Here is an 18,564-nt window from a genome sequence, read left to right as displayed (position 1 = left end):
GAGTGAAGTAGATGACAAGTCAAATGATTAATTCAAGCAAGGCACCAGCCGCAGTAGGTCCGTATTCTCATTCTGTTTTAGCTGGACAAACACAATATATTTCTGGCCAACTTGGATTAGATCCTGTAAGTGGTGAAATGAAAGAAACGGTTGAGCAACAAGCAGAACAAGCTTTAATAAATTTAGGAGCGATTTTAAAAGAAACGGGTATGTCTTATGAAAATGTTGTAAAGACAACTGTTTTTTTGCAAAATATGTCTGATTTCGGTAAAATAAATGATATTTATGGGAAATACTTCGTAAAAACTCTTCCTGCTCGGTCTTGTGTAGAAGTGAGCGAATTACCAAAAAATGGACTATTTGAAATAGAAGCAATCGCAGTCAAAAATTGATTTTTGAAAAGATTTTAGGTCAAAAAAGGGTTGCTGAAATTTAAGACTCGATAAGTGCAGTCCTTTTTAAAATAAAAAGAAAAGAAGGAAACTTGCCTATGAGTGTCAAAGAAGAAAAGGCATTGTTTGACTATGATGCCAAATTATCGATCAAAGAAGCTGTTCCAATGGGGTTACAACATGTTGTAGCAGCAGTTGTTGGGATTGTTACTCCTGGGATCATGATTGCGAAAGTTTGTAATTTAGATTCTGGAGACACAACAATCATGATTCAAACGTCACTTATTTTTTCAGCTATTGCAACATTGATTCAGCTTTTCCCGATTTTTGGAAAAATTGGTTCACGTTTACCAGTCATGATGGGTGCTAGTTTTGCGTATGTTCCAATTCTAATGGCAATTGGTGCTGATTTCGGTATAGCAGCAATATTTGGTTCCCAATTGGTCGGCAGTATTTTAGTTATTTTAGTTGGTTTATCAATCAAAAAAATTCGTGTATTATTTCCGCCGTTAGTTACAGGTACAGTAATATTGAGTATTGGTTTGTCTTTGTTTCCGGTTGCCATCAAATATATGGCGGGTGGTGCAGGCAGTTCTGATTTTGGTTCAGCTCAAAATTGGCTAGTAGCTATGCTGACATTTGCAGTGGTTTTCTATTTTAATTATTTTTCAAAAGGATTTCTAAAACTATCCTCGATTTTAAATGGAATGATTATTGGTTATGTAGTTTCCTTAGTTTTAGGGATGGTTAATTTCGGTCCAGTTCAAGAAGCCGCTGTTTTTCAGGTAATTAAGCCACTTTATTTTGGGTTAGATTTTCAAATCGTTCCGATTTTGACATTGGTGGTCATGTTTATTGTTGATGCTGTTCAAGCAATCGGTCAATTTACAGCCACTACAGTTGGGGCAATGGATCGAGAACCAACAGATAAAGAACTTTCAGGTGGTATTATGGGAAGCGGTTTCTCTAATTTCGTAGGTAGCTTTTTCGGCTCAGTTCCAGTCGCAACATTTGGTCAAAACGTTGGTCTAGTAACAGTGACTAGAGTCATCAATAAATATGTGATGGTTTTTGCGGCAGCTATTTTGCTGATTGCTGGTTTTGTTCCAAAAGTAGCTTCAATCTTGACAACAATTCCTTTTGCAGTGATTGGCGGGGCAACGATTTCTGTTTTTGCATCGATTTCAATGACAGGTATTCGAATGATCTCTTCTCAAGAGTTAACGCCAAGAAATACAGGTGTTGTAGGAATTGCTCTAGCTTTTGGGATTGGAGTGACCTTGTCAACGGGTAGCTTAAGTGGTTTTCCTCCTTGGGTAACGACGATTTTTGGGAATTCTGAAGTGATTTTAACAACGATTGTAGCCGTGATTTTGAATGTATTACTAAGAGAAAAAAATGAAGTGAAAATGGAATAAATAAAAAATTGGTTTAGGATGAGGCAAAAGTAAAAAATTTTTGTTTCATCCTAAACCAAACAAGTTTAAAAAATTTAATTTTTTTAACGCGTAATTGATATTTTATTTTTGACGTGTTGATTTCGAACTTATTATTCTATAGGTAGAACGCGGAAGTAGAGGAGTGGCTAATGAAAAATTTTTTTTTAGAAGGAGATAAGTTTGTTGGAAAATCCTTATTAATTCAACAACTGTTAAAAGAAATGAAAATACCTGTTAGCGGATTCTATGTTCAGCGAATCATGGATCAACAGAAAAAAACTGTTACCTTTGAATTGAGAGCGGCTTCAGAATTATCTCTAGTAAAAAATAAAATTTCAACTAAAAAGGAACATTGTTTTATTGCAAATAAAGAAGGCGAACAAAAAAGAAATCTAAGTGTTTTTACTGGATTTGGTTGTACGTTACTACAAGAAGCTAGTGCTTCTGAAAAGATGATTCTTTTAGATGAGATTGGCGGCATAGAGTTGTTATCAGATTCTTTCGCAGAAAATTTATACGCGATTTTTAAACAACCAAAAAAAATCGTTGGCGTGTTTAAATCAGAAAAAAATTATCAAAATCAAAGGATTAATTCTTTGGAAAAAATTAAAATTAGTCAGCAACGACAACGTTTAAAAGATGCGATTGTGGCATCAGATGGAGATATTATCACAATGAATCAGTTTAATCATCAAGAGATTGCAGATAAGATACGCCATTTTTTAAGCCATTGATTTTTTTAACCACCGTTATCTTTTAAAAGTATAACGGAAAAATGATGTAGTTTATCAAGGGGGAAACTATGATGAATCAAGAACAATTTAACTATACACTTAATTTGAAACTACGAACCAACCGTGTTTTTTTTGGTTCCGGAGTTGTGGAATTGCTTCAAAGAATTTCGCAAACAGGTTCGTTGAATACAGCAGCAAAACAAATGAAGATGTCTTACAACAAAGCTTGGCGGATTATTCAAAAAGCTGAGCAAGAATTAGGCTTTGCACTAATTCATAAAAGTGTAGGGGGAAGTAACGGTGGCGGTTCGAAAGTGACAGAAGATGGAAAACAATTGACAGCTAAATTTTTACTTTTTCAAAAAAAGACCTATTATATTACGAATCAATTGTTTAATGAGATTTTCAGTGAGGACTTAAAATCATTGGAGGAAAAAGAATGAAAGAAATTTTTGAACAGTTAAAAAAATCTATTCAAGAGCAGCAAAATACGGTTTTGGTTACAGTGATTTCAAGCGCTGGGTCAACCCCTCGTAGTGAAGGGGCTCGTATGTTAATTTCTGAAAATGGACGAATTGCAGGGACGATTGGTGGCGGAGCAGTTGAATTTCGTTCTGAACAATTAGCGAAAGAAGTACTGAAAACGAAGCAACCAAGGTTAGAAAAGTTTATTCTAGCACCTAATGACATTGCTGATTTAGGCATGATATGTGGGGGGAATGTTGAAGTGCTTTTTCAATATCTTTCTTACGAAGATAAGGCAATAGCTGAGGTTTGTAAAAAAATTTTAGAATACAATTCAGCGAATCAGCAATGTTGGTTGATTTCAGAAATCGGTGAGCAGTTAACTAATATTCTGTGTATTTACACTCGAGAAGAGGGTTTTTACGGAGCTGATTTAATTTTTTTACAAGACGCTAATTTTACTGAGGGGATTTCTAGTGCTTCAGTTAATGGACGACAATTTGTTATTGAAGCTCTTTTGAAAATTGGGAAAGTTTATATTTTTGGTGGTGGACATGTAGCACAAGCATTAGTTCCTGTTTTGAAACGATTAGACTTTTATTGTGTCGTAGTCGATGATCGAACTGAGTTATTGACCACTAAGTATTTTCCAGATGCGGATCAGTTTATCGTCGCTGATTTGAAAAGCATTGATGAGGTGATTCAGCTAACAGAAAATGATTATGCGGTGATTATGACAAGAGGACATCAATTTGATTTTGAATTAGCCAGACAAATATTAGCGACGCAATTTTATTATATTGGTGTGATGGGGAGTAAACGAAAAGTAGCGGTACAGATTGAACGGTTAAAAGAATGTGGTTTTAAAATGACGGAAATCGAGCGGATTAATATGCCAATTGGATTGAAAATTAGGGCTGAAACCCCAGCAGAGCTTGCAATTAGTGTTGCAGGAGAATTGATTATCAAACGTGCAGAAAAATAAATTCAGTATTAGGAGCGGATACCATGAAAAAGCAAGCAATGAGTAAACAGAAAAATATAATTTTTTTAGGAACAATCAGTCTATTTTTGCTTGTTTTCATTCTTTCTTTTTTCTTGGGCAAATACCCTATCCCAATTAGTGATTTTTTTCGTGCGGTGTTGAATAAATTTATCCCAATAGAACAGACTTGGAGCACTCAAATTGAAACGATTTTATTTAAAATTCGTTTTCCAAGAATCATTATGGCAGTTGTTATTGGTAGTGGTATTTCAGTTGCCGGTGCGACCTACCAAGCATTATTTCAAAATCCGATGGTTTCACAAGATATTTTAGGAGCCTCACAAGGAGCTGCCTTTGGAGCAGCGATTGGTTTATTCTTTGCTTTGAAATATGAGCAAGTCATTTTGTTTTCCTTTGTTTTTGGGTTGCTAGCTGTAGGGACTGTTTTATTGATCAATAAGTTTTTACGGAATTCTTCTATTTTAACGTTAGTACTGATTGGGATGATGATTGGTTCGCTATTTTCTTCAGCTGTTTCATTTTTGAAATTAGTTGGTGACCCAACGAATACATTACCTGCAATTACTTATTGGTTAATGGGAAGTTTATCATCAATAAAAATGCAAGATCTTCGTTTTTCTGTACCGTTGATTTTAGTAGGCATGATTCCGATTTTTCTTTTAAGATGGCGTTTAAATGTTCTTTCTTTGGGAGAAGAAGCAGCGTTAAGTTTGGGAATTAATAGTCAACGATTGCGCGTGGCTTTGATTGCAGCAGCAACGTTGATTACCGCAACCGCAGTATCGATTACTGGATTGATTGGTTGGGTCGGTTTGATTGTTCCACATTTTTCACGCTTATTGATTGGGAATGACCATCGTTATAGTATCCCGATAACAGCGATTTTGGGTGGAACTTTTTTATTGTTTGTCGATGATCTTTCACGGTTGATTACGACTAGTGAAATTCCTATTGGTATTTTGACCTCTTTTATTGGAGCACCGATTTTTGTGGTTTTGATTGCTAAAAATAATCGTTCTATTAAGAATAAATAGGAGGAAGTAAGCATGTTGCAAGTGACGAATTTAGCTTTTTCGTATAAAAAAGAAATGATTTTAAAGGATCTTTCTTTTGAGTTACACGCAGGACAATCAGTTTGTTTGTTAGGAAAAAATGGTGTAGGGAAAAGTACCTTGTTTAAATGTTTATTACAACTTTTAAAACCAACTGCTGGCAAAATTATGATTGATGGCCAAGAGCTCCAAACTTATTCGCGAAAGCAACTATCTCAGCTGATTGCTTATATTCCGCAAAAACAAACAGGACATCTTCAATTTACTGTTTTTGAAATGGTTTTAATGGGAACAACTTCTCGTTTGAAAACTTATCAGCAACCTGGACCAGCAGAATATGAGCTTGTAGAAGCAGCTCTAGAGCAATTAAATATTACCAATTTAAGAGATAAACTTTTTTCTGAAATTAGTGGTGGAGAACAACAATTGGTGATTATTGCTCGTTCGATTGCGCAACAAAGTCAAATTATTATCATGGATGAGCCATGTGCCAATTTAGATTATGGAAACCAAATCATGATTTTGGAAATGATTCAAAAATTATGTGAGCAAGGTTATTTGATTATTCAAGCAACACACGATCCCAATCACGCGTTACAATATGCTGATCAAGTATTGATTCTTAAGGAAGGAAAATTGGTTGGTCAAGGAGCGCCCAGAGAAGTATTGACAGAAGAGCGACTAGAAGAAATTTATTGTGTACCAATCACGATTTATGAGTTAACTAAGGCAGGACAGTCGGTTTGTTTGCCTAAAAAAATTGAGATTGACTAGAAAGAGAGGTCATTATGTGGAAGTTGTATGATGAGTTAATAGAAGCCATTCCAACTCAAATCAAAATTTCAGACATTTCACAAACTAATCGCTGGACTTTTGTAGTTAGTGGAGGAAATATCGGAACAGCAATGAAATTTAATCCGCAAGAAGCACTTCTTGAATCGTACCAAAATATGCAATTGCAAGATGTAGCTGCGTTTATCAAATCGTGGGATTTCGAAAAAGCTAGTTTGGGTTTAGCGGCAATTAATAGTTATTTTAATCAAAAACAAAAAATAAATGAAAGTTTTTCAGCTGAAAGAATTCGTTTTAAGGATGCTTTTGCTCAATTATTGGACGAACCAAATCAAAAAAAAATCGGTATGATCGGTCATTTCCCTTTTGTGGATCGTTATCCAGAATTGAGTAAAACAATCAGTATTTTTGAATTGGAACCACGAAAAGGAGATTATCCAGCCAGTGCATGTGAGTTTTTGTTGCCACAGATGGAGCTTGTTTTTATTACAGGCTCAACTTTGGTTAATAAAACCTTGCCTCGTTTGCTAGAACTTTCTCAAAATGCCAAAACAGTGTTGGTTGGATCAAGTTGTCCATTGAGTAATTGTTTATTCAATCATGGAATTGATACGTTAGCAGGAACAATTTATCACGATTCATTAAACAAATTACAAGCAAAAAAAGAAACAGGCAGTTTACCACTTAGTAAGTATGGTGATTCAGTTATGATTGAAAAAGAAAGGGTGTAGATGAATGAGAAAAAAAGTAAACTTGTTATTGGGAATTGGGCTAGTTTTATTGATACTGGTAGGGTGTGGTGAAAAAGACAATCAAACTGCTGACAGTCAAACCAATCAGACAACTAGCTCAGAGGAAAAAAAAGCCACGCGAATATTTACTGATTCGGCTGGAAGAGAAGTTGAAATTCATAATAAAATCACGAAAATTGCGCCATCAGGATCAACAGCGCAATTGGTTTTATATACTAGTTCCCCAGATTTATTGGTTGGCTTGGCAGGACCATTTTCTAAAAATGCGAAACCATTTATTGAAGAGAAATATCAAAAATTACCAGAATTTGGTCAATTTTATGGAAAGAAAGCTAATTTAAATATGGAAGCGTTGAGTGTTGCTGCTCCAGATGTTGTTATTGATATTGGTGAAGCGAAAAAAACAGTCAAGGAAGATATGGATAAGTTACAAGAGCAACTTGATATTCCTACTGTTTTTATTGAAGCGAATTTAAGTGATATGCCTGAAACGTATGAAAAAATTGGCGAATTACTTGGCGATACGAGCCAAACGGATCAATTAAGTGCATATTGTGAAAAAGTATTGACTCAAGCCGAAACTGTTCGAAATGAACTAAAAGAATCTGAACAAAAAAGTATTTATTATGCTTCAGGAAATGCTGGATTAAATACTAATGCAGCAGGCTCTTTTCATGCACAAGTGATCGATCAAATCGGCGCTAAGAATGCTGCGTCAGGTGTTGAAATCACTTCAAAAGGTGGTGGAACTGTGATTTCTATGGAACAGTTAATTCAATGGCAGCCTGATTACATTGTAGCTGAAACAAAAGATCTTTATGAGCTGATCACAACGGATGACTCTTGGAAAGAATTAACTGCAGTTAAGGACAGAAAAGTTTATAAAGTTCCAACAGCGCCATACAATTTTATGGGCACACCTCCATCAGTCAATCAAATAATCGGGATTCAATGGTTAGGACAATTGGTTTATCCTGAAAAATATCAATTAGATACTGAAAAATCGGTAGAAAAATTTTATGAACTATTTTATCATGTCAAACCAACGTCTGAACAAATTGCTAATGTATTGGAAAATGCTCAATAAAAGGTAGAAGGGGTGAGTCAATTTGGAAATAAAAACAGAACTTCCAGAAATTTTTTCAGAATTTGATGAAGCAAGACGACAAGGCTTTATTCAAGTCAAACAATTGAAAGAGAAAGGGATTCCTGTGATTGGCGTTTACTGTACTTTTATGCCAGAGGAACTTGTTTTAGCAGCGAATGCGGTTCAAATCAGTCTTTGTTCTACCTCAGATGAGACAATTGCGGCTGCAGAAGAAGATTTACCTAGAAATCTTTGTCCCTTGATTAAATCAAGTTACGGATTTGGTAAGACCGACAAGTGTCCTTTTTTCTATTTTTCTGATTTGGTTGTGGGTGAAACAACTTGTGATGGAAAGAAAAAAATGTATGAATATATGGAAGAATTTAAGTCCTTATATTTAATGCAATTACCAAATATGCGGAACTCAAAAGCGGCTTTTGACTTATGGAAAGATGAAATTATTCGCTTTAAAGAAAAATTAGAATCTTTTCTTAACGTGACGATTACTGAACAACAAATTCGTGAAGCGATTTGTATCAAAAATCAAGAACGAGAAGCTAGAAAAAACTTTTATGGCCTTGGAAAACTAAAACCTTCAATCATTGAAGGCTCTGAAATCTTTAAAGTGATGTATGGTACGAACTATACATTTGATAAAGTAGCTTTGATTCAAAAACTAAAAGACACTACACAACTGGTTTTAAAACAAGCTACTGAGTTAGACAAGTCGCAATTAGAACGGAAACCGCGTATTTTGATTACTGGATCACCAATGGGCGGCGTTACTGAAAAAGTCATTCGAGCAGTTGAAGAAAATGGTGGAATAATTGTTGGTTTTGAGAATTGTACCGTAGCAAAAGCGGTCGAACGATTAGTAGATGAAGAGAAAGAAGATGTTTACGAAGCGTTAGCTGAAAAATATATCGATATTGGTTGTGCTTGCATGGCAAATAATTCAAGTCGTTTTGAATTACTTGACCAAATGATTGATGAGTATGAAGTGGATGGTGTTTTAGATATGGTTTTACAGTCCTGTCATCCTTATTCAATCGAATCATTAAAAGTTAAACGGTTTTGCCAAGAAGAAAAAGAAGTTGCGTACCTTTATTTAGAAACAGATTATTCAACTGCCGATATTGAGCAAATCAATACACGTGTTACGGCTTTTATTGAGATGTTGGAGGAATAAGGAGATGAGAGTGATTGGTTTAGATAGTGGTTCAACAACAACAAAAGGCGTTCTTTTTGAGAAAGGTAAGCTGAAGTCGAAAAAAATCGTTTTGACTTTAGGAGATCCAAAAAAAGCAGCGGAAACGATTTTTACTGCGCTTGGGAGACAAGAAGATACGTATGTAGTTGCCACTGGTTACGGGCGTAGGTTATTAACTGCAGATAAAGTAGTGACGGAAATCACTTGCCATGCCAAAGGAGCTGTTTTTTTACACGAAAATATCCAATATATTGTTGATATCGGTGGACAAGATAGTAAAGTGATTCGTATTGACAAGTATAACAAAGTTGTTGATTTTAAGATGAATGATAAATGTGCAGCTGGTACAGGTCGTTTTGTTGAAGTATTGATGCGTACTTTGGGGGAAGATCTTACAAGAATTGATGACTTTGTTGCGGGAGCTACTCCAATTAAAATTAATAGTATGTGTACAGTTTTTGCGGAATCTGAGGTAGTTAGTTTGATTGGAAAAGGGGCAGAAAGAGCAGATATTGCTTTAGGTGTATTGCACTCTATTGCTAGTCGCATTAGCAATCAATTAAGACAAGTTAACTCAACTACTGGGTCAATCTTTTTTTCAGGTGGTTTATCTCATAGTGAAACTTTAGCAGAATTGATTTCAATGGATAGTAAAATGCCTGTTTACTATGATAAAGAATTTTCTCAATATGCTGGAGCAATTGGAGCTGCTAAGATTGGTTTACAAAGAAATAAATAAAATTATTTTTTTGCTAAAAAATAATTTTTAGTCTAACAATTTGTGTTATAATTATAGTGATAAAAAACTATATCTATAATAGAAATTGAGGTGTAAAGGAAAATGTATTCATTAGTAGTAAATGGTAAAACTGAAACCTGTAGTACAAATAAAAAATTGATGGATTTTTTGCGAGAGGATTTACATTTGACTGGAACAAAAGACGGCTGTAATCAGGGCTCTTGCGGTGCTTGTTCTGTGTTGATTAATGGAAGGGTTTCCAAAGCGTGTTTATTTAACTTGGAAAAGCTTGATGGAAAAGAAGTTGTTACGATTGAAGGCCTGGATCAAAGACAAAAAGATGTTTATGCCTATGCTTTCGCGAAAACAGGAGCGGTTCAATGTGGTTATTGTATACCAGGAATCGTGATTTCGGCACAAGGTTTGCTAAATAAAAAAGCGGAGCCGAGTGATGAAGAGGTTCGTAAAGCAATTAGAGGTAATATCTGTCGCTGTACTGGTTATGTAAAAATCATCGAAGCGATTCAATTAGCGGCTAAAATGTTTCGTGAAGAGTTGAGCATTCCGGAAGAACATTCGAATGGAAAACTTGGAGAAGATTTTAAACGAGTGGATGCGATTGAAAAAACCCTTGGTACCGGAATTTATGTGGATGATGTGACGATGGAAGGGTTACTTCATGCTTCAGCAGTTCGTAGCCAGTATCCACGAGCAAAAGTGATAAAAATTAATACGGCTAAAGCATTAGAGCATCCTGACTGTGTGGCAGTTTTGACGGCTAAAGATGTACCAGGAAATAATAAAATTGGTCATTTAGCATTTATTTCCGATTGGGATGTAATGATTCCAGAAGGAGAAATTACTCGTTATGTAGGTGATGCGATTGCCTTGCCTGTTTCTACAACGAAAGAATCTTTAGAAGAAATAAAAGAGTTAGTTGAAGTTGAATATGAAGAGTTGACACCACTATTAACTTGTGAAGAAGCAATGGCAGAAGGCGCTCCTTTAATTCATGAAAAAGGAAATATTTTGTCGCACGAACATCTTACGCGTGGAAATGCTGAAGAGCAATTAGCGGCATCGGCGCATGTAGTAACTCATCATTATTCTGTCCCGATTAATGAACATGCCTTTATGGAACCAGAATGTGCTATTGCGATGCCAGAAGGTGAAGATGGTATCTTGCTTTATAGTGGAGGGCAAAGTATTTATGATGAACAGCGTGAAGTTGCTCGCATGTTAGGCGTCGAACAAGAGAAAGTTCATGTTCAGTCTAAATTAGTTGGTGGCGGTTTTGGCGGAAAAGAAGACATGAGTGTGCAACACCATGCTTCTCTCGCTGCTTGGTGTTTACAGAAACCAGTCAAAGTATTATTAAGTCGTCAAGAAAGTTTAATGATTCATCCGAAGCGACATGGGATGGAAATGGACTTTACTACAGGGTGTGATGCTGAAGGCAATTTAACAGCTATGAAAGCTGTGATTTATTCTGATACAGGTGCTTATGCTTCGCTGGGTGGACCTGTTTTGCAACGTGCTTGTACTCATGCTGCTGGTCCATATAAATATCAAAATATTGATGTAGAAGGTTTCGCAGTGTATACAAATAATCCGCCAGCTGGTGCATTCCGTGGGTTTGGTGTTTGTCAAACCGCATTTGCGATCGAAAATAATCTGAACTTATTAGCTGAAAAAGTGGGCATTTCGCAATGGGAAATCCGCTATAAAAATGCGGTAGCACCAGGTGATTCATTGCCAAATGGACAGATAGTCTCTAATAATGCAGCTCTTAAAGAAACTTTATTAGCTGTAAAAGAAGCCTATGAAACTGCGGATGTAGCGGGAATTTCTTGTTTCTTTAAAAATAGTGGGATTGGAGTAGGATTATCTGATATTGGGCGTTGTATAGTTTCTGTGGAAAAAGGAAAAATACATGTGAGAACTAGTGCTGCTTGTATTGGTCAAGGCATGGCGACTGTAACGACACAAATTGCCTGTGAGACATTGAATTTACCACCAGAAATGATTATTGCTGAAGCACCAGATACTCGTCGAACACCTGATTCTGGGACAACGACTGCATCACGTCAATCGTTATTTACGGGAGAAGCTACTCGCAGAGCAGCGATGAAATTACGTTATGAGTTAGACATGGGTCGTCCACTAGCTGACTTAGAAGGTGAAGAATTTTATGGTGAATATTCAGCGATTACTGATCCTTTAATTAATGATAAGAAAAATCCTGTTAGTCATGCAGGATACGGCTATGCCTCTGAAGTTGCGATTTTAGATGGAAAAGGAAAAGTCGAAAAATTTGTCGCTGCTTATGATATGGGACAAGTCGTCAATCCTAAAGCGGCGGAAGGCCAAATCGAAGGCGGAATTGTGATGGGGATGGGCTATGCTCTGACCGAAAAATTTGCTATGGATCAAGGTTATGTAAAAGCGAAATATGCTACGTTAGGACTGTTAAATGCGGTTCAAGTCCCACCAATCGAAACAATTTTTGTGCAAGCTGACAATATCCATGATGGGTTAGCTTATGGAATCAAAGGAGTAGGAGAGCTAGCAACGATTCCAACTGCACCGGCTTTAGCAGGTGCTTATTATGCACTAGATGGCAAACTACGCCCGACATTACCAATGGAAGATACGTTTTATCAAAAAAAGAAAAAATAGTTATTTCTGATAGATAATCTCTCCTTGAACTAAATGTTATTCAAGCTAAATGTTATTTAGGACAAGGAGAATTAAGCTTTAATGTCACTTTTTATTTGTGATTAAGATTATTTTATTGCACTAAAATTGAAGAATTGCCAAGGATTTCAGTTGTTGCATAGTTTGCAATAACTGAAATTTGATTAATTACTAAGCTATTTTAATATATTTTGAAGGAAGAATGTTTTTGGCATACTTTATTTTAAATAAAATCCTCTAAAAAAAGGAGTTGTTTCTATGGTAAATGTTAGTGCGATTATTATGGCTTCTGGTACTTCAAAACGAATGGGTACCAATAAATTGTTGCTTGATTATCAAGGGAAAAATTTTCTGGATCATATATTAGATTTGACAAAAGAACTTGCTTTTTTTGAACGAATTTTGGTTATTTCTCCTGAAAATGTTGAAACAGTTTCGCTACCTAAAGGGGTTAAGTTGGTACTTAATCATGAGGCACATCTCGGTCAGAGCGCGAGTGTCCGTTTAGGCACTCAAGTTGCTTCTGGGGATGGGTATTTATATTTAACAGTGGATCAGCCAAGACTAAATGCTCCGCTATTTTCACCATTAGTTACAACTTATACTTCAGACAATATTGTTTTTCCTGTTACTAGTGATGGGAAGCCGAGCAGTCCAATTTATTTTGGGAAACGATTCCGAAATGAATTGCTTCAAGTTACTGGCGCTGCTGGAGGTCGGGAAGTCCGAAATAGACATCCAGAAACTTGGCGTCAAATAAAGATAAAGGAACCAGAGCGCTTGGTAGATATTGACACGCCAATTGCCTATCAAGAGTTGATAGCTAAAACTAAAAGAAAGTCAATGAGAGGGAAATCATGAAAAAGCCGATTTATTTAAATCATGCTGCTACTTCAAATCATAAATTCGAAGGAACGATTATTGAATTATGCGCGTATTTACAAGCAAATAACTCCTGTAATATGAACCGGAGTGTTAATGGAATTGAAGAACAACGAATGCTGTTTGAGGCACGTCAATCAATAGCTGATTTTTTTCATGCACCAGATCCTGCTCATGTAATTTTTACGTTAAATGCAACAATGTCTCTGAATATGGTTTTAAATGGTTTACTAAAATCAGGAGATCGTGTGTTGACAACAATGGTCGAACATAATGCTGTCAACCGGCCTTTACATTTACTAGAGAAAGAAAAAAAAGTTGCAGTAACTCGTTTAGTCTGTGCTAAAGATGGAAGTTTTGATCCAAAGCAAATTGAACAGGCGATAAAACCAGAAACAAAAGTATTGGTAATGACTCATGCTTCGAATGTTTTAGGAACGATATTACCTATCAAAAAAAGTTTTGAACAGGCTAAAAAATATGGACTAATCACTGTATTGGACAGCGCTCAAACCGCAGGAATATTGCCAATTGATTTACAGGCAATGTCAATTGATGTATTAACTTTTACTGGACATAAAAGCTTGATGGGAATCACTGGAATTGGCGGGTTCATTTTAGGTGACGGTGTTGAAGAGAAAATTGATCCTTGGTTGACTGGCGGAACCGGCAGTGCTTCGCAATCTTTTGAACAACCATCACTTTTACCAGATAAATTCGAAGCTGGAACGTTAAATATGTTGGGAATTATTAGTTTGAAAAGTTCGATTCAAGCGATTCAAGCGATTGGTTTAGAAAAAATCCTGAATCATGAACGTTTTTTGACGGCTAGATTTTTGACTGGACTAAAAAAATTACCAGTAAAAGTTTTAGGAACGCAAGATGCTGAAAAATCAGTTCCAGTCGTTTCAATCTTTGCGCCCCAGATAGATTCAGGCGAATTAGCTCAAGAATTAGCTGTTCGCTTTCAAATTATCACCAGAGCAGGCCTGCATTGTTCTCCATTAGCTCATGAAACTGCAGGTACACTAGAAACAGGAGCGGTTCGTTTTAGTTTTGGCTGGGAAACAACGGCAGAGGAAATCGACTATACTTTAGCTGCATTAGAAGAAATTTTGAGATTATAATGAAACGTAAAGGAGAATGTTAATGGAGTTTCTATCACAATGTACTTCAGGAGGTTGCGGAGCGAAAATTGGTCCCAATGAATTAGTTGGTTTTTTAACTAATTTACCAACATTTTCAGATGAACGTCTATTGGTAGGCTTTGATGGCTCTGATGATGCAGCTATCTATCAAGTATCAGAAGAAATAGCATTGATTTCAACAGTAGATTTTTTCTCACCAATGGTAGAAGATCCTAAAACTTTTGGTCGAATTGCTGCAGCGAATGCGATGAGCGATATTTATGCGATGGGAGGAGAGGTTCTTTTTGCCTTAAATCTAGTTTGTTTTCCTGAAAAAATGCCGAAAGAATTTTTAGCTGAGATGTTACTTGGTGGAGCGGAAAAACTAAAAGAAGCGCAAGCCTCCTTAGCAGGCGGACATTCCATCTATGATCATGAGCCAAAGTATGGCCTATCTGTAACAGGAAAAGTAGCTCCTAATAAAATCATTCATAATAATACGGCAAAAGTCGGAGATATCCTGATTTTAACTAAAGCATTGGGTGTTGGTTTAGTTCAAGCCGCAGTAAGAGGACAAGTGGCTACGACTATGGCAGAAAAAGCGGCAATTCAATCAATGGAACGTTTGAATAAGTATGCGGCAGAAAATATGCGTGATTTTTCCGTGCATGCTTGTACAGATGTCACTGGATTTGGCTTACTGGTCCATGCAAGTGAAATGGCAAATACGAAAGTTACTTTAGTAATCGATACGGATCAGTTACCGATTTTGCCAGAAGCTTATCGTTATGCAACCGAATTTTTAGCAACTGCCGCAGGACAGAGGAATCGTCAATTCATGGCAAATAAAATTGATTTATCAATGATTAAACCTGCTATGCAAGAGCTTTTATTTGATCCGCAAACTTCTGGCGGCTTATTAATTAGTGTTACAGCAGAGGAAGCGGAAGAATGTCTGAAAGCAATTCAAAAAGCGGATCCAGTTGCTATGATTATTGGTGAGGTTTGCGAAAGAACAAATAATCAGCCACTAATTATTCTATGAGAGAGAGGTAATCGGATGAAAAAGATTAATGCAATAGGAAAACCATGTCCAATTCCTGTAATTGAAGCCAAAAAAGCGATTCGTGAGCTTGAAATAATTGGCGGAATTATCGAAATTCAGATAGATAATGATGTTGCAGTTAAAAATATTGAAAAAATGGCTAGTGGTCTGGGGTTGAAAAGTAGCAATCAGCAACTGGATGACGAAACTTTTCAAGTTGAGCTTCAAGTACCAAAAAATTTCCGCGAATTTAAGTCTCAAGGAGATGATCGTGAATTAGTCATTGCTTTTGGAAAAAAAACAATGGGTGAAGGTGATCCATCCTTAAGTGAAATGTTGTTAAAAAGTTACATTTATTCATTAACTGAGTTAGATACACCACCAGAGCATTTACTATTTTTTAATAGTGGAGCGTTTCTAACGAATCAAGGTTCTGCTGCATTGAAAGATTTGAAAAGATTACAAGAAAAAGGAACACAAATTAGTACTTGTGGTGCGTGCCTTGATTTCTACCAAATCAAAGAAACGTTGGCGATTGGGGAAATAACCAATATGTTTGGAATCACCGAAGCTATGGCACAAGCCAAAAAAGTAATCAATTTATAAATGGGTGAGGTGTCCAAAATGGAATATCTTTTAACTTTTCAAAATACTCATTATGCGGTTCATAGTGAGAAAGTTTTACTTGAGCAACAGATTCCCGTTTCAGTGATGCCTCTGCCGACGAGTCTCGGTAATTTTTGCGGTATTTGTTTAAGATTGGAAGAAAGAGATTTTAACAAAGGAAGGGATTTGCTGATTAAGGAAAAAATACCAATCGAAGGGATATTTATGATTACAGAAGATAACGAAAGGAGAAACTATGTACCATGGAAAATTTGATTGATTGTTTCGGATTTCAGGACAAAGAAATCATTTCTTTGATTGGAAGTGGTGGTAAAACAAGCTTGATGTGGTATTTGGCAAACGCTTTTCGACAAGAATCGGTTTTGGTCAGCACCACTACTAAAATTGGTTATCCAAAGCAATCACTTTATGATTTTTTTTATGGTAAAAATTTTGAGCAGATTGGAATGGACGGTCAAGGAATAACTTTAGCTGGGATTTGTATAAATGACGGTAATAAATTAAGCGCACCCTCTGAAACCATTCAACAAGCCTTTCCACGCTTTGATAAGATTTTTTTGGAAGCTGATGGATCAAAGCAGTTGCCGCTTAAAGGCTGGGATACATTTGAACCAGTGGTACTTCCTGAAACAACAATCACAATTGGTATACTTCCGATTTCTGTTTTGGGAAGAGCAATCGATCAGACTAGTATTCATCGGTTGCCGCTTTTTTTAGAAGCTGTAGAAGCTCATCAAGGGGATATGATTCAAGAAAAAACACTAGCAGCAATTATTTCAAGTTCTAAAGGTCTTTGGGCCAAAAGTTGTGGGCAACAAATTTTATGTATCAACCAAGTGGAGACGCAAGTTCAATTAAAGCAGGCCAAAAAGATTGTCGAGTTATTACCTGCTAAAATAGTCAATCGTCTAACAAAAATAATAGCTTGTAGTGTTCATTTAGAAAAAGGAGTGGTTTTATGGGAAAAGTAGCAACAGCACTTTCAGAAATAATTGTTGCTGTTCGTGGAGGCGGAGATTTAGCAACCGGTGTCATTCAAAAACTTTATCATGCTGGCTTTAAGGTAATTATTTTAGAAACTGTACAACCTTTGGCCATAAGACGGACAGTTTCCCTATGCAATGCCGTTTTTCAAAAGGAACAGCAAGTTGAAGATATGAAAGCAGTCTTAATCACTTCTCCAAATGAATGCTCTTCTTGCTGGGAAAATGGTTTTCTGCCTATTTTAGTTGATCCAGAAGCTAGTTGTTTGGCTACTTTGAAGCCACTCGTACTTGTTGATGCAATTTTAGCGAAACGGAATTTAGGCACAGTAAAGGCGATGGCGCCAATTACCATTGCACTGGGCCCAGGCTTTACTGCTGCGAAAGATGTTGATGTTGTGATTGAAACGATGCGTGGTCATTACTTAGGTCGTCTTTATTTTAAAGGATCCGCGATTCCAAATACCGGAATTCCTGGTGAAATTGGCGGGAAAAGTGCAGAACGTGTGATTCACGCACCAAGTTCAGGTCAAGTCAAACATATTCAGGAAATCGGATCAGTCGTTAAAAAGGGAGACCTTCTATTTTATGTTGGTGACGAGCCTGTTTGCTCACCTTTAAATGGCGTTCTTCGTGGGTTGATTTCCGATCAAATTAAATGCAAAAAAGGATTGAAATGTGCAGATGTTGATCCAAGATCAGTTGAAGAAGTCGATATTTTGACGATTTCTGATAAAGCTCGGGCATTGGGAGGATCAGTTTTAGAGGCTATTTTTCAGGTAGGAATTCAAAAAAAATTATTATAGATAGTACGTAAAAAGGATTAATTTTATTGAAAAAAACGAATCTAAAAAATATTTTTTTTACCTAAAAAATATTGGTATAAAAAGTTGATTTATGGTATAGTATAAGTGAAGTTTTTACCTCTTTCTGTTCTCTGGAAAGAAAGCGTTTTAGTTCTTTTTTAACAACTATAAATGAATTACATATTTTTGCTATTTAAGTATAGAAGAAATGAAAGGGTTTACTATTACTTTTGTACTTTAAAATTAAATTATATAAAAATTGGAGGATGAGTAATATGGCTTTAGTAAAAATCGTTTATGCAAGTATGACAGGAAATACTGAAGAAATTTCAGAAATTTTAGAAAGTACAGTTCAAGAAGCTGGTTTCGATGTAGAAAGAGAAGAGTGTTCAGAAGTAGATGTGGACTTCTTTGATGATGCTGATGCCTGTGTTATTGCTACCTATACGTATGGTGATGGTGAGTTGCCATTTGAATTTGAAGATTTTTTTGATGAACTAGAAGAAAAAGACCTTGCTGGAAAAATTTTCGGCGTGGTTGGCTCAGGAGATCGTGAGTATGGGGATTTATTCTGTAAATCAGCACATGATTTTGTGGAAGCTTTAGAAAAATCAGGGGCTAAAAAAGTAGCCGAAACAGTAGAAATTGAAAACAATGCAGAAGACGAAGATGTTGAAGCGTTGAAAAAATTCGTCACTGAACTAACAGCTAATTTATAATCTTTGTAGA

General features: G+C 36.2%; 20 protein-coding genes. All 20 read left to right on the top strand.

Features of this window, described 5'->3' with window-relative positions; all coding sequences use genetic code 11:
- Positions 1 to 11 precede the first annotated feature (11 nt).
- Positions 12 to 392, top strand: coding sequence for a RidA family protein (locus ACYSNW_RS13355; RefSeq protein WP_461745268.1), 381 nt, complete (start codon positions 12 to 14; stop codon positions 390 to 392).
- Between the two features lie 98 nt (positions 393 to 490).
- A complete protein-coding gene (locus tag ACYSNW_RS13350; RefSeq protein WP_461745266.1) occupies positions 491 to 1,810 on the top strand; it encodes a nucleobase:cation symporter-2 family protein in 1,320 nt (439 codons plus the stop codon).
- Between the two features lie 170 nt (positions 1,811 to 1,980).
- Positions 1,981 to 2,565: a nucleoside-triphosphatase gene (locus tag ACYSNW_RS13345; RefSeq protein WP_461745264.1), complete on the top strand. Its 585-nt coding sequence runs from the start codon at positions 1,981 to 1,983 to the stop codon at positions 2,563 to 2,565.
- 68 nt (positions 2,566 to 2,633) lie between these two features.
- Complete coding sequence (locus ACYSNW_RS13340; RefSeq protein ID WP_461745262.1) at positions 2,634 to 3,008, top strand: winged helix-turn-helix domain-containing protein; 375 nt, start codon at positions 2,634 to 2,636, stop codon at positions 3,006 to 3,008.
- Entirely contained in the window at positions 3,005 to 4,015 is a 1,011-nt protein-coding gene (gene xdhC, locus ACYSNW_RS13335; protein ID WP_461745260.1) for a xanthine dehydrogenase accessory protein XdhC, read from the top strand. Before ACYSNW_RS13340 ends, xdhC begins: the two co-directional genes overlap by 4 nt.
- Before the next feature lie 23 nt (positions 4,016 to 4,038).
- Positions 4,039 to 5,070: a FecCD family ABC transporter permease gene (locus ACYSNW_RS13330; RefSeq protein ID WP_461745258.1), complete on the top strand. Its 1,032-nt coding sequence runs from the start codon at positions 4,039 to 4,041 to the stop codon at positions 5,068 to 5,070.
- Positions 5,071 to 5,082: 12 nt separating this feature from the next.
- Positions 5,083 to 5,862: an ABC transporter ATP-binding protein gene (locus tag ACYSNW_RS13325; protein ID WP_461745257.1), complete on the top strand. Its 780-nt coding sequence runs from the start codon at positions 5,083 to 5,085 to the stop codon at positions 5,860 to 5,862.
- Positions 5,863 to 5,876: 14 nt separating this feature from the next.
- Positions 5,877 to 6,611, top strand: coding sequence for a Rossmann-like domain-containing protein (locus tag ACYSNW_RS13320; protein ID WP_461745255.1), 735 nt, complete (start codon positions 5,877 to 5,879; stop codon positions 6,609 to 6,611).
- Between the two features lie 4 nt (positions 6,612 to 6,615).
- Entirely contained in the window at positions 6,616 to 7,719 is a 1,104-nt protein-coding gene (locus ACYSNW_RS13315; RefSeq protein ID WP_461745253.1) for an ABC transporter substrate-binding protein, read from the top strand.
- A gap of 22 nt (positions 7,720 to 7,741) precedes the next feature.
- Positions 7,742 to 8,908: a double-cubane-cluster-containing anaerobic reductase gene (locus tag ACYSNW_RS13310; protein ID WP_461745251.1), complete on the top strand. Its 1,167-nt coding sequence runs from the start codon at positions 7,742 to 7,744 to the stop codon at positions 8,906 to 8,908.
- A 4-nt stretch (positions 8,909 to 8,912) separates the two neighbouring features.
- Positions 8,913 to 9,668, top strand: coding sequence for an acyl-CoA dehydratase activase (locus ACYSNW_RS13305; RefSeq protein WP_461745249.1), 756 nt, complete (start codon positions 8,913 to 8,915; stop codon positions 9,666 to 9,668).
- 102 nt (positions 9,669 to 9,770) lie between these two features.
- On the top strand, positions 9,771 to 12,347 hold the full coding sequence (gene xdh, locus ACYSNW_RS13300; RefSeq protein WP_461745247.1) for a selenium-dependent xanthine dehydrogenase: 2,577 nt from the start codon (positions 9,771 to 9,773) through the stop codon (positions 12,345 to 12,347).
- Positions 12,348 to 12,623: 276 nt separating this feature from the next.
- Complete coding sequence (locus ACYSNW_RS13295) at positions 12,624 to 13,226, top strand: NTP transferase domain-containing protein (protein ID WP_461745246.1); 603 nt, start codon at positions 12,624 to 12,626, stop codon at positions 13,224 to 13,226.
- Positions 13,223 to 14,374: a selenocysteine lyase SclA gene (sclA, locus tag ACYSNW_RS13290; RefSeq protein ID WP_461745244.1), complete on the top strand. Its 1,152-nt coding sequence runs from the start codon at positions 13,223 to 13,225 to the stop codon at positions 14,372 to 14,374. Before ACYSNW_RS13295 ends, sclA begins: the two co-directional genes overlap by 4 nt.
- A gap of 22 nt (positions 14,375 to 14,396) precedes the next feature.
- Positions 14,397 to 15,419, top strand: a complete 1,023-nt coding sequence (selD, locus tag ACYSNW_RS13285) for a selenide, water dikinase SelD (RefSeq protein WP_461745242.1) — start codon at positions 14,397 to 14,399, stop codon at positions 15,417 to 15,419.
- 15 nt (positions 15,420 to 15,434) lie between these two features.
- Entirely contained in the window at positions 15,435 to 16,025 is a 591-nt protein-coding gene (yedF, locus tag ACYSNW_RS13280; RefSeq protein ID WP_461745240.1) for a sulfurtransferase-like selenium metabolism protein YedF, read from the top strand.
- 18 nt (positions 16,026 to 16,043) lie between these two features.
- The gene (locus tag ACYSNW_RS13275) at positions 16,044 to 16,301 is read left to right on the top strand and encodes a DUF3343 domain-containing protein (protein WP_461745238.1); all 258 of its coding nucleotides are present in this window, start codon (positions 16,044 to 16,046) and stop codon (positions 16,299 to 16,301) included.
- Positions 16,289 to 17,017, top strand: a complete 729-nt coding sequence (gene yqeC / locus ACYSNW_RS13270; RefSeq protein ID WP_461745236.1) for a selenium cofactor biosynthesis protein YqeC — start codon at positions 16,289 to 16,291, stop codon at positions 17,015 to 17,017. The genes ACYSNW_RS13275 and yqeC overlap by 13 nt, the downstream gene beginning before the upstream one ends.
- Positions 17,005 to 17,835, top strand: a complete 831-nt coding sequence (gene yqeB, locus ACYSNW_RS13265) for a selenium-dependent molybdenum cofactor biosynthesis protein YqeB (protein ID WP_461745234.1) — start codon at positions 17,005 to 17,007, stop codon at positions 17,833 to 17,835. Before yqeC ends, yqeB begins: the two co-directional genes overlap by 13 nt.
- A gap of 275 nt (positions 17,836 to 18,110) precedes the next feature.
- On the top strand, positions 18,111 to 18,554 hold the full coding sequence (locus ACYSNW_RS13260) for a flavodoxin (protein ID WP_461745233.1): 444 nt from the start codon (positions 18,111 to 18,113) through the stop codon (positions 18,552 to 18,554).
- The last annotated feature ends 10 nt before the right edge of the window (positions 18,555 to 18,564 follow it).

This window comes from Enterococcus sp. LJL99, from assembly GCF_054871725.1.
Note: the sequence above shows the minus strand (reverse complement) of the source record. Positions and strands in the feature narration are given on the sequence as shown.